Source organism: Marinobacter sp. DUT-3 (genome assembly GCF_050379435.1).
Classification (GTDB): domain Bacteria; phylum Pseudomonadota; class Gammaproteobacteria; order Pseudomonadales; family Oleiphilaceae; genus Marinobacter.
On sequence record NZ_JBNRMG010000001.1, the window covers coordinates 811836 to 824668 of the forward strand.

Genomic DNA, 12833 nt, shown 5'->3' on the forward strand with positions numbered 1-12833 from the left:
TCAATCCTCCAATGCGTGTACAGGAAAACCCTCGGACATCGTATGCACACCCGACACCGCAATGCGATCGCCAGTCTCAAGCCCGGAGATCACCTGGATGCTGTCACCTGTCAGTTCGCCCACCTCAACAGCGCGCTTTGTCACCGTGCCGGCTGCTGAATCGAACAGCCAGACATAGGGGGATTTATCAGGGGCTGCGACAACGGCCTGGGCAGGAATCGACAGGCCAGCCGGCGCCGCTTCCGGCGCAGGGGTATAGGCGACATGGCCGGTCATCCCGGGACTCACCGAGAGGTCTTTCGGCGGCTCGAAACCAACCGTAACTTCGAAGGTACGGGTGATCGGGTCGGCAGAGGTGGAAAAGGCCGTAATTCGCGCCGGAATAGCCCTGTCCGGAAGTGAACTGAGCACAACCCTGATGTCGGCGTCCTGTTCGATCTCCGCAGCAGATGTGACGGGCTTATGGCCCACCCAGTCGGCTTCAGGGATATTGACCTTCATTTCCAGGGCGTTGTCACTTTGCAGGATCATCACCGGTTGCTTGGCCTGCACATTGGCAAAGTCCTCCACCAGCTTGCGGGCAACACGCCCACTGAACGGAGCCTGCATAACTGTGTCTTCAACAGCTTTATTGGCCCTCTGGAGCCCCGCCTCTGCCACCTCCAGGGCGCGCCTGGCCATATCCAGCTGCTGCGCCGTTACCGCATCTGCCTGGTAGGCTTTGTCATAACGATTGAAGTCGGCCCGGGCGGCATTGCGCTCGGCGCGGGCCCGATCACGTTCGGATTCGTAATCCCGCGGATCGAGCCTGGCCAGTACCGTACCGGCCTCTACCCGATCACCTTCGGTGACTGGCATTTCAATGATGCGCCCGGAGACTTCAAATGCCATTTCCGATTGTTGGACTGCAGAAACACTACCGGGAAACCTCAACGTCCGGGGGCTGGCCGTTTCACCCACGGTGAAAAGCTTAACCGGCCGAGAGACAGGTTCCGGTGTTTTTTGCTCCTGCTCGCCACAAGCAGTGACCACCAATGTGAGCGTTAACCAGAGCGAAAACGTCCTGAAGCGATTACGAATAGATTCCATTACGGCCTCCAAATAAAAAATTTGCCGCTATCCGATCAATCTCGTTGTCATTGGCTCCGGTATCGGGTGCTCATGACGATATGCAGCCGTCGTTCTAACCACGTTTTTTTCTACGCACGTTACGGTTAATGTAGCCATCAATCCGGTTGGCTGCACCTAGAGCGAATTTGAGTGCACACCACTGCAGCGGCTCAGGCAGCGTCGTAGGTGACTTATGCCGTAGTGCCGAAAGCAGCGGATTCTCGGAACCACCAATTCGCTCACTAAGCAGCTTTCCCATAAGGGATTGGGTAGCAACGCCATGCCCGGAGCACCCGGCGGTGTAGAGAATGTTCTGGTTGGCGCCGGTCTCGCCCACCACCGGCAAGGCATCGTAGGCAAGGCTGACATAACCGCTCCAGCAGGCCTGGATTCCGAGGCCGTTCAGGGTTGGAAAGCGATCGTTCAGTGCTACTGCGAGTTCCCGATAAGCGGTATTGTCCGGGACGTTTGGCGTCTTTGAGCCATACACATAATTCAGTCGTTTGGTCGTAATAACCAATGTATTACGGGCGGTCAGGCGATGACTTTCCATGGTGAAATGAGGCGTCACAATGCCCTCTCGCCCCTGCCACCCCAGGGACGCAAGTTGCGAAGCGGTCAACCGTTCGGTTTCGATCGCCGAAACCCGCATTGGCGCCACCTTGTTCCGCAGCAGACCAAGCTGAGGTGTATAGGCATTGGTCGCCAATACCAGGTGCGGTGCGCGTACCCGGCCCCGTTCGGTTTCACAGGTGACCACCGGACCCTCAGTGTAGGAAACCAGCGGAGTCTGCTCGTAGAGTTTTACACCAGCCTTTAACGCCGCACGCCTGAGGCCCAGCACATACTTGCCGGGGTCCAGTGTGCCGCCGTGTTTCTGGTAGCAGCCAAACAGAAACGCCGGTGGTATCCCGCGAGCACGCATCTCCGTTTGATCCAGGAACTCTGTCTGCGAACCCAGTTCAAGGCCAAGCTCCATGCTCCTTCGCAATCTCTTCTCCTGGGAGGCGTGAACAGCCGCGCGAATAATGCCGGAGGCATTGTAATCACAGTCTATTCCCAGTTTGTCGAGCCGACCCTCCACATAGGCAACGCCTTCATCGTAGAAACGGACAATCTCCCTGGCCTTCTCCCGACCGACTCGGTTGAGAAAGAATTCGAATTCGATCCCCATGCTGCCAGCAAGATATCCTGCGTTACGCCCACTCGCACCGAAGCCGGCAAAATCGCGCTCCAGCACGACCACTTTGGCACCCTCCTCCGCCAGTTCCAGAGCGGTGGAAAGCCCGGCGTAGCCGGCACCGACAATAACCACGTCGGCGTTGATTTCATCTTCAAGCGGCGGTTGAAGATCCGTTGGCTTCTCCAGCCAACCGCCATGGGGACGGAATTTATTCAGGGCAACGTCGACGTTTTTGTGCAGATCAGTAGCCATAGCAGCCTCAAGCAGAAATCAGGCAATCGCCTTGGTTTGTGTCAGGCTGGCTGTCAACCGGCGATTAATGATGTTGGCGGCCTCACGGGCAATCCGTGGGGCCAGTTACGATCTGTCTAATCGTAGCAAGGCTTCCACTTTAACACAACGTTCGTTATGTTTAATTGGGAAAGGAAATTCTCGACACAACATCATCAGATCGCGGGGCCATTAGCGCCGGATGGGAGAGACGACTGCAACTGCTCTCGGTATTTTTTTGGGGTTGTTCCGAACCAACGCCGGCAGGATCGGCTCAGGGTGCTTTGTTCGGTGTAACCCAGAAGCCCGGCTATCTGGACCATATGCAGACCAGGCTCGCCAAGGTAACGAATAGCAAGCTGCCGTCGCTCCTGATCCAGCAGCTCTTCATATCGATACCCTTCTTCCGCCAGGTGGCGCTGCAGGGTTCGGGGATGAATGGCCAGTTCGGCAGCAACCGTGTCGGCGCTGCAAAGCCCGGTGGGCAGGAGCCGACCTATCAACTCGGTCACCCGTGCCGAAAGTGCAGTGCTACCGGGCGCATAGTGCGATTCGAGGTATCTGGTTGCATAGTGCAAGGCCTGGGAGTCGGCATGGTCGATGGGCTGGCGTGCCAGCTTTGCCGAAATCCGCCATCCACACCAATCCTGATTGAACCGTACTTCGCAGCCAAACGATTCCGCATAGCTTTCGTCCGATCCCACCTGGCCGTGAAAAAAGGACACCATGTCCGGCCTGGCATTCTCCCCTGCAAGCATTCGAAGGATTTGCATCGCATTGGCGAGACTCAGTTCATAGGACTGGCGTAATTGTGGCGGCGACAACTCCGTAATCCGGTAATCGAATTGAACCCAGTCCCCGGTTCCGGAAGGCTGCAGGCGCAGCAACAGCGCAGGACAGTGGATGTACAGGTAGCGGGCAATCGCCTCAAACGCTTCCATAACAGAACCAGAGTTTCGTGCGATGACGGCAACCGGCCCCAACATCTCCAGACCTTGCCACTGGGCAAGCCGCAGCCCGAAATCCGGACATTCCAATTGCGCCGCCGTGGCTTCGAGCAACAGAACACCGCTCCGGTAAAGAACAAAGGAATCGTCCGGTCTTTCCGGAGCTGACGGAATGTGAAAACGAGCCAGAAACCGGTTCGGATCGCCGCCCAGTTCCCGCACCAGCTCATCGTACCCCCATAAATTGGTCGCTTGAATCAGGCTACCCATTACATCCTCAATAGTTTCATCGTGGTCGTGTCCGATATTGTTAAACATGTGTCCGATATTGACAATAACTTAGTCGGGAATACACATAAATTACTCAATATCCAGCCTCTCTATCACCGGTTCTCGATGAACGTGGAGCGCACATGAGTAAGCAGCATTACAACGTAATAATAATCGGCGCAGGTCTTTCCGGAGTTGGAACTGCCAGTCATTTTGCAGACCAATGCCCTGACAAGAGCATTGCTATCCTGGAGCGCCGTGAGCGCATTGGAGGAACCTGGGACCTTTTCCGATACCCTGGCATACGCTCAGATTCCGACATGTTGACCTTTGGTTACAACTTTCGCCCGTGGACCGGACTCAAAATATTGGCCGATGGCGGCTCGATTCGTGAATACATCGACAAGACAGCAGACCAATATGGCATCAAGGACAAGATCCAGTACGGCCTGAAAACCACCCACGCAGACTGGTCCAGCGAAGATCATCGCTGGCATGTCACTGCCCTGCATGAATCCAGCGGTTGTACCAAGGAGTACACTTGCGATTTTCTGGTGTGCTGTACGGGTTACTACAATCACGATGACGGGTTTCGCCCCAAGTTTCCCGGTGAAGGCGACTTTAAAGGCACCATCATCCACCCGCAGCATTGGCCTGAAGACCTGGACTACAGTGGTAAGAAAGTCGTGGTGATAGGAAGCGGAGCAACTGCGGTCACCCTGGTCCCTTCGATGGCCGAAACGGCCAGCCATGTCACCATGCTACAGCGGTCGCCTTCCTACGTGTATTCAATCCCGTCAGTCGACCGGATCACGGCGGTGCTTCAGCGAGTTATGCCATCCCGCTGGGCCTTCAGTCTGGCACGCAAAAGAAACATCGTGATGCAACGGGCTGTGTACGTTTCATGCCGACGCTGGCCTAAGCTGATGCGTCGCTTCCTGCTATCCCATGTGCGCAAACATGTGGGTCCCAACGTCGACATGAAGCACTTTTCTCCCAGCTACATGCCATGGGATGAACGCCTGTGCGCCGTACCTGACGCAGACTTGTTCAAAGCGCTAAGGTCTGGCACTGCGTCCATCGAAACAGATCACATCGACCGCTTCACCGACGCTGGCATCGTGCTGAAATCCGGTAAGACCCTGGACGCCGACATCATCATCACCGCAACAGGGCTCAACCTCCAGATGTTTGGCGGTATGGAGCTGTCTGTTGACGGCGAACCCGAAGTCCTGGGCGACAAGATGGCCTACAAAGGGGTGCTGGTGGAAAAGATGCCGAACCTGGCGTGGATATTCGGCTACACCAACTCTTCGTGGACCCTCAAGCTGGATCTGGCCGCGGACTACCTCTGCCGACTCTTCAAGTTCATGAAGCGGCGTGAACTGGACGTGGTCGTTCCACGGGATATCGACCAGAGCCGACTGGATGAAGGCATCCTGGACTCGCTGAGTGCCGGCTACATTCAACGGGGAAAACATCGTCTGCCCCGGCAGGGCAGAAAGTATCCCTGGCAAATCCTCATGAACTACCGGGCTGACAAGAAGATGCTACTGGAAGATGCCATCGAAGATGACCGATTGATCTTTACATCCGCCAACAGGCGCAAAGCCAAGCCGGCCCCAAACAGGCGAAATGCAGCCTGAGCCGGCACACCAACGAAAATAAGGGAAAGCTCTGGCAACCAGTGGCCGCGGCTTTCCCGACCAAACAACAACACTTCCTACAAAAAGAGAGTTACGTTATGCAAGGCAAAATGATGAGTCAGCCTCTGATTGTGTCGTCCATCATGGAACATGCAGAGCGCTTTCATGGCAGCACAGAGATTGTTTCACGTACGGTCGAAGGCGACATTCATCGCTACACCTATGCAGAGGCCCACAAGCGCGCCAAGCAAGGCGCGAATGCACTTAAGAAACTCGACGTTGATCTTGGCAGCCGGGTTGCCACCCTGGCCTGGAACAACCACCGGCACTTTGAGCTTTATTATGCCATTTCCGGGATGGGTGCCATCACGCACACCATAAACCCCCGCCTGTTCCCGGAGCAGGTCAGCTGGATCATAAACGACGCACAAGACCAGGTGCTTTGCTTCGACACCAGCTTCGCCTCCCTGGTGGAATCCATTGCGCCCCAATGCCCGAGCGTCAAGTACTGGGTTGCCATGACCGACCCAGATCACATGCCGGATGTCGACGTTCCGAACCTGCTCTGTTACGAAGACCTGATTGCGATCGAGCCAAAGGAATTCACTTGGCCCCGGCTTGATGAGAACACTGCCTCATCTCTGTGCTACACCTCCGGCACCACCGGTAATCCCAAAGGCGTGCTCTACTCGCACCGATCTACTCTTCTTCACGCTTTGACCAGTTCAATGCCGGATGCAATGAACCTATCCGGCCAGGATGTGGTGTTACCTGTTGTCCCCATGTTCCACGTTAATGCGTGGGGACTCCCCTATTCCGCTCCATTGGCGGGCGCCAAACTCGTTCTTCCTTGCGACGGTATGGACGGCGAGACTCTCTACGAACTGTTTGAAAAAGAAGGTGTGACCTTCTCCGCCGGCGTGCCGACGGTCTGGCTCGGCGTACTTCAACACCTACGCAGTTCCAACCAGAAGCTTTCCAGCGTCAACCGCATGATTGTCGGCGGTTCTGCCTGCCCGCCCGCACTGATGCGGAGTTTCAAGCAGGAGTATAACGTCAAGATTCAGCACGCCTGGGGAATGACCGAACTGTCCCCACTGGGCACCGTGAACACTCCGAAAGCCAAGCATCGGACGCTGAATGAAGAAGAACGGTTCGAGCTAGAGATCAAGCAAGGGCGCCCACCCTTTGGGATTGACCTCAAGATTGTCGACGACCATGGCAACGAACTTCCCCGCGACGGGAAGACTTCCGGGGACCTTCTTGTACGGGGCCATTGGGTCATCGACCAGTACTACAACAAGGAAGACAGCCCGTTGGTAGACGGCTGGTTCCCCACCGGCGACGTGGCCAACCTGGATATGGATGGGTACCTTCAAATCACGGATCGCTCGAAAGACGTCATCAAATCCGGCGGCGAATGGATCAGTTCCATTGAGCTGGAAAACATTGCCATGAGCCATCCGGCGGTCGCCGAAGCGGCAGCGTTGGGCATGGCCCACGAAAAATGGGATGAACGACCACTGCTGGTCGTGGTCAAAAAAGACGACCAGGACGTTAGCACGGAAGAGATTATCGCCCAGTATCAAGACAAAGTGGCCAAGTTCTGCATTCCAGATGATGTGGTGTACGTGGACGAAATCCCTCACACCGCCACCGGCAAGGTTAGCAAGATCACGCTGCGCAAAATGCTCACCGACTACCGCTGGCCAGACACCACGGCCTCCGGGCAATGAGGACGCAGCATGAACAATTACCTGCATGATTCCGCCAACATCGCCGCCATTACCCAGGTTTTCGGACCTACGAAGGGGCATTGGAAGTATTCGCTCCTCAACCTGCTGCTTCGCGTGTCAGTCAAGTGGCGGCATGGACTGGAAGTGAACGTGAGCTCGGTTCGGGACCAGGTCACCAAACTGGACCGACAGGCGCCGAAGCAGCTGCCCGGCCTCAATCGACTGAAGGCCAATGCAGATGGTGTATCCGGTGAGTGGCTGGTACCCGACAACCATCAAGACAACCGAGTTGTGTTGTACCTTCACGGCGGCGCTTTCGTCGCCTCCTCTCCAAATGTGCACGCAACGATGCTGGCACCCTGGTGCGAAGCCCTGGGTGCCAGGGCTCTTATGGTGGACTACCGGCTAGCGCCGGAGCACCCATTCCCAGCGGCCAGCGATGACAGTTTCACCGCTTACAAGTGGCTGCTCGAACAGGGCTTCGCACCCAAGGACATTGTGATCGCCGGCGACTCCGCCGGCGGTAACCTCGTATTGAGCACCTTGTTGCGTCTCAAGGCAGAGCAGCTTGCTCGTCCGGCGTGTGCCGTTTTGCTCTCGCCTTTTCTGGATTTCACCTTGAGCGGTCGGAGTGCACTGACCAACGCCCAACGGGACCCGATCTTCACGTCGGCATTCGCCATTGGCGTTCGTAGCCACTACGCACCAGCAGAGCTGCACTCGGATCCGCGGGTCTCGCCATTGCTGGGTGACTTTGAGGGGCTCCCGCCGATGCTCTTCCAGGTTGGCAGTACCGAAATGCTGCTTGATGACTCCGTTAGGGCTGCGAGCAAGGCCCGTGACGCCAAGGTGCCAGTCCAATTGGAAATTTGGGAAAAGCTGCCACACGTCTTCCAGACGATTGACGCGTTACCGCAGGCAAAAACCGCAGCGCAGCGGATCTGCCAGTTCGTTGGGCAACACACTGACTGGACTCATTAGCCGGGTGCCCAAGGCATAGGGTTTCCGGCGCGTAACAGTTCCCCAAGTCCTAATCCCACAACAACAAACTGCACGGACCCTGCAAACGGTCCCGCAACAGGAAGAGGTAACATGACCAATTACGACTTCGATTACTTGATCATCGGCTCCGGCTTCGGCGGGAGTGTTTCTGCCCATCGCCTGACCCAGAAGGGCTATTCCGTTGCCGTTATGGAAATGGGTAAGCGCTGGCGCGCTGAAGACTTCCCTGAATCCAACACCAAGGTAAATCGCTACTATTGGCGCCCGAAGATTGGTCTGAGGGGCTTCTTCAACCTGCGCCCCTTCCGCCATGTTGCGATCATATGCGGCAATGCTGTCGGCGGCGGCTCGATCACCTACGCCAACACCCTTCTGGTACCACCGGACTCTGTCTGGGATGAAGGCTCCTGGGCCGGGCTGTCTGACTGGAAGAAGGAGATGCCCGCTCACTATACGGAAGCCGAACGTATGCTCGGTGTCACTGAAAACCGGATCTTTGGCACGGCTGACAACCTGCTAAAGGAGATGGCAGAACTCCAGGGCGTTGGCCACACCTACAAACCGACTCGCGTCGCGGCCTTCTTTCCACCGGAGGGTGAGGAAGGTGGCAAAACCTACCCCGACCCCTACTTCGGCGGTGAAGGCCCGGACCGGGGAACCTGTACCGGCTGCGGCAGCTGCATGACCGGCTGCAAGTACAACGCGAAAAACACGTTGGATAAAAACTACCTCTACTTTGCCGAGAAGAATGGCGCAAAAGTCTATGCAGAAACCCGTGTGGTCGATGTCCACCCGCTCGACGGTAAAACCGACGGTTCCGCCGGCTATGAAGTCACCACCGAACGTTCTACTGCCTGGGTTCACAAGCAACGTCAAACCTTCCGAGTGAAAAGCGTTGTTTTCTCGGCCTCCTCCCTGGGCACTCAGGAACTGCTGTTCAAACTCAAGCAGACCGGCTCCCTGCCCAACATTTCCGATGACCTGGGCAATCGGGTGCGCACCAACGCCGAATCGATTGTGGGCATCCGCTTTCCGGGCAAAGACATCAACATCAGTGAAGGCGTAGCCATCGGCTCTGGCATCCACATCGACGAGCACACCCATATTGAAGCGACACGCTACGGCAACGGCCACAACATGATGGCCTCGTTGATGACGCTGATGGTCGACGGCAAAGGCCCCCTGAGAATCCTGAAATGGTTCTGGGCCATGCTTCGCCATCCGGTCACTTTTGCCCGAGCGGTAAGCCCTGCCAACTGGGCTCGCCAGTCCCTGATATTCCTGGTGATGCAGACTCTCGACGCATCCCTGAACATGCGGTTCAAGCGTCGCTGGTATTGGCCTTTCTCCAGGATCCTTTGCAGTGAGGGGAAAAAAATCCCGACAAATATCCCCCAGGCCAACGAGTTCACCAAGAAGATGGCCGCGCATTTCAATGGCATTCCATTTACCACTGCAACCGAAGTGTTCTTCAACGTACCGTTTACTGCGCACTGTATGGGCGGCTGTGCTATGGCCGAAAGCCCGGATAAAGGGGTCATCGACGCTCAAAACCGGGTATTCAATTACCAGAATCTCTACGTGGTCGATGGCGCCATGCTTGGCGCCAACCTGGGGGTAAACCCCAGCCTGACCATTACCGCACTGGCTGAACGCGCAATGAGTTTTATCCCTCCCCGGGATGAGGCAATGAAGGAAGCTACCACATGAATCAATTTGTTACCCCCAACGCGAAAACCGTAACCGCAGTCAATCCTGCAACAGGCGACGTTCTCGGGGAAGCACTCCAAACCCCGGAAGATCAATACGCCTCAATCTTCCGGCAGGCGAGACAAGCCCAAAAGGTTTGGGCGAAACAAAGTTTTGCCCAACGTCGCACCCACCTGGTCAAGATGCGGAATTACATCCGTGACCATGCCGGTGATCTGGCTCGCCTTATCAGTGACAGTAACGGAAAAACCCGTATGGACGCCCTCATTACCGAGGTTCTGCCCTGCCAACTGGCGTGCGACTGGTACGGTAAACACGCGGCGAAGGTGCTCGCACCAGAACGTCGCGGCCCATCAAGCCTGCTCTGGATTGGGAAACGTTCAGAGGTTCGCTACGAGCCATTGGGGGTAGTGGGCATCATAAGTCCCTGGAATTATCCTCTATCCATTCCCTTTGGAGAGATTCTGATGGGGCTGATGGCCGGCAACGCGATCGTGCTCAAGGTCGCGGCTGCGACCCCATTGGTAGGTGAAGCCATTGAAGACATCATCGCTGCAGGCGAACTACCAGACGGTTTGTTCAGCCATATTATCGGCTCCGGCGGAAAGGTATCGACCGCGATGTTCCAGCACGGCATCGACAAACTGTTCTTCACCGGCTCCGTACCCACCGGCAAGCAACTCATGGCGCAGGCAGCAGAGACGTTGACTCCAGTGTCCCTGGAACTCGGCGGCAAAGACCCAATGATCGTGCTAAAGGACGCAGACTTGGAGCGCGCCGCCAATGGGGCGGCCTGGGCCGGCTACCAGAACGCTGGACAGTCGTGCGGCGGCGTGGAGAGAATCTACGTGGACGAATCGGTCTACGATCGTTTCGTGACGTTACTGGCGGAACGAACCAAGATCCTCCGGCACGGAGTACCAAACGACGAGTGTTCCGTGGATGTTGGTTCGATGACCACCGCTAATCAACGTCTCACCGTTGAAAAACAGTTGGCCGAAGCTGTGGATTCCGGCGCAACCATCGTCGCTCAGTCAAAAGGGCCGGAGCATGGCGAGGGCCATTTCCATCCCGCCACCTTGGTGACCGGCGTCAACCACTCGATGACCCTGATGCGGGAAGAAACCTTCGGCCCCATAATGCCGGTCATGCCCTTTCGCACCGAAGACGAAGCCATTGAACTGGCGAACGACTCTCCGATGGCATTAACGGCCTCAATCTGGACAAGGAACACACGTCACGGAAAGGCACTGGCTGACCGGGTCAAGGGCGGCGTCGTTGCCATCAACGATCACCTTTACACCCATGCCATGTCCGACGTGCCTTGGGGAGGCCCTGGCGAATCAGGCATCGGTCGTACGCACGGACCTGAAGGCCTGAAAGAAATGACTAAAACTAAAGTCGTCAATTGGGACTGGCTCAGAGCCAAACGAAACCTGTGGTGGTATCCGCAAGACCGGGAGAGCTATGACGCTATTCGTCAAGCCTTGCACCTGGTTGCACCGAAATCGACCATGGACTTTTTGAAGTCTGTCGTCCGGGTACTCCCCACTATGATTCGGAAAATGTATTTCTAGCCCTCACCCAACCCAATAATTGAATGACGGGTTCCAATATGCATTGTCACTTGCGCCGGAATCCCCTTGTTCTCTCAATCGCAGGAGTAGGATCATGACACGTGCTGTTAACAGCCTGGATCTCGACAGCTTGCAGCTCTATCTCGAAGCCAAAATTGAGGGCTTCAAAGGGCCAATCAGTGTAGAGAAGTTTTCAGGTGGACAATCAAACCCCACCTTTAAACTCACAGCGGAGACTGGTGTCTACGTATTGAGACGCCAGCCGCCCGGTAAATTGCTTAAATCAGCCCATGCGGTTGATCGTGAATATCGTGTCCTCAAGGCCTTGGCAGGCACCGAGGTCCCGGTCGCTAAGGTCCATCATCTATGCGAAGACACCTCCATAATCGGGTCGATGTTTTACATCATGGAGTATCTTGAGGGACGTATTTATTGGGACGCGTCATTGCCCGAAGTGAATAAAGCCGATCGTGCGGCGATTTATGATGACATGAATCGGGTCCTGGCAGCGCTGCATTCCGTTGATATCGATGCGGCCGGTTTAAAGGATTACGGAAAGCCAGGTAACTATTTTCAACGGCAGTTTGACCGCTGGAATTCACAGTACCGGGCGTCGGAAATCGAGCAAATCGAAGCAATGGAACAATTGATCCGTTGGCTCAGCACCAACCTGCCTGATGACGATGGCCGAATAGCGTTGGTGCATGGTGATTACCGGCTCGACAATTTCATGCTACACCCAACTGAACCGAAGGCTATTGCCGTTCTGGACTGGGAGTTGTCCACCCTGGGACACCCTTTCGCTGACCTGGCGTACCTTTGCATGCAAAGGCGCATGCCGTCTATAGGGGCAGTCAAAGGTCTCAGAGGCAAAGACATCCAGGCTCTGGGGATTCCCAGCGAGCAGGAATACATCGAAACCTATTGCCAGCGAATGGGGATCGACAAGATTGAAAATTTCAGCTTCTACATTGCGTTCAGCTTCTTCCGTTTGGCTGCAATCATTCAGGGTGTGGCAAAACGCTCCCTGGAAGGTAACGCCTCAAACGCAAATGCCACCGAATTGGCCGGCCATGTAGGCCCCCTTGCAGAGCTGGCCTTAGAGGCGATTGAAGAAGGTTAGCCAACTCTCAAGCTCCCATTTATGGTGGGTGCTGGTGCCCCTGATGAGCCGAACGACTGCCCCTACCCCTTATTAGGCCCTCCAGAGTTGGGAAAATCCTGGGTAGGGTCACTCCCAAGCTGGCCGCCGAATTTAGTACTTTGTGTGGAAACTGAAATCAGCTCGCTATTCTAGAATTTACTTTAAGTTTGTTTAGCACTTAGCGTGGAACTTGCGCCGTAACCATCTGATTTATGGTTTCATAGGTTTAGCACTTTCT

9 protein-coding genes are annotated in these 12833 nt (G+C 55.8%); 6 read left to right on the plus strand and 3 right to left on the minus strand.

The genetic code is table 11. From position 1 onward, the window contains the following. The 3 genes from ACQUWM_RS03675 to ACQUWM_RS03685 all read right to left on the minus strand — a co-directional run bounded on the left by ACQUWM_RS03675 (position 1) and on the right by ACQUWM_RS03685 (position 3780). Positions 1-1089, minus strand: a complete 1089-nt coding sequence (locus ACQUWM_RS03675; RefSeq protein ID WP_428921204.1) for an efflux RND transporter periplasmic adaptor subunit — start codon at positions 1087-1089, stop codon at positions 1-3. Positions 1090-1183: 94 nt separating this feature from the next. Then, a complete protein-coding gene (locus ACQUWM_RS03680) occupies positions 1184-2545 on the minus strand; it encodes an NAD(P)/FAD-dependent oxidoreductase (protein WP_428921205.1) in 1362 nt (453 codons plus the stop codon). Positions 2546-2739: 194 nt separating this feature from the next. Further along, complete coding sequence (locus ACQUWM_RS03685; RefSeq protein WP_428921206.1) at positions 2740-3780, minus strand: AraC family transcriptional regulator; 1041 nt, start codon at positions 3778-3780, stop codon at positions 2740-2742. Between the two features lie 143 nt (positions 3781-3923). On the opposite strand from ACQUWM_RS03685, the gene ACQUWM_RS03690 reads away from it, so the two are divergent. The 6 genes from ACQUWM_RS03690 to ACQUWM_RS03715 all read left to right on the plus strand — a co-directional run bounded on the left by ACQUWM_RS03690 (position 3924) and on the right by ACQUWM_RS03715 (position 12574). After that, on the plus strand, positions 3924-5426 hold the full coding sequence (locus tag ACQUWM_RS03690) for a flavin-containing monooxygenase (RefSeq protein WP_428921207.1): 1503 nt from the start codon (positions 3924-3926) through the stop codon (positions 5424-5426). 98 nt (positions 5427-5524) lie between these two features. Then, positions 5525-7162, plus strand: a complete 1638-nt coding sequence (locus tag ACQUWM_RS03695; RefSeq protein WP_428921208.1) for a 3-(methylthio)propionyl-CoA ligase — start codon at positions 5525-5527, stop codon at positions 7160-7162. Positions 7163-7171: 9 nt separating this feature from the next. Beyond that, a complete protein-coding gene (locus ACQUWM_RS03700; protein WP_428921209.1) occupies positions 7172-8143 on the plus strand; it encodes an alpha/beta hydrolase in 972 nt (323 codons plus the stop codon). 111 nt (positions 8144-8254) lie between these two features. Continuing rightward, positions 8255-9874 (plus strand): GMC oxidoreductase, encoded by a 1620-nt coding sequence (locus ACQUWM_RS03705; protein WP_428921210.1) that lies wholly within the window; start codon positions 8255-8257, stop codon positions 9872-9874. After that, complete coding sequence (locus ACQUWM_RS03710; protein ID WP_428921211.1) at positions 9871-11451, plus strand: aldehyde dehydrogenase family protein; 1581 nt, start codon at positions 9871-9873, stop codon at positions 11449-11451. The genes ACQUWM_RS03705 and ACQUWM_RS03710 overlap by 4 nt, the downstream gene beginning before the upstream one ends. 94 nt (positions 11452-11545) lie before the next feature. Then, positions 11546-12574, plus strand: a complete 1029-nt coding sequence (locus tag ACQUWM_RS03715; RefSeq protein WP_428921212.1) for a phosphotransferase family protein — start codon at positions 11546-11548, stop codon at positions 12572-12574. Positions 12575-12833 lie beyond the last annotated feature (259 nt).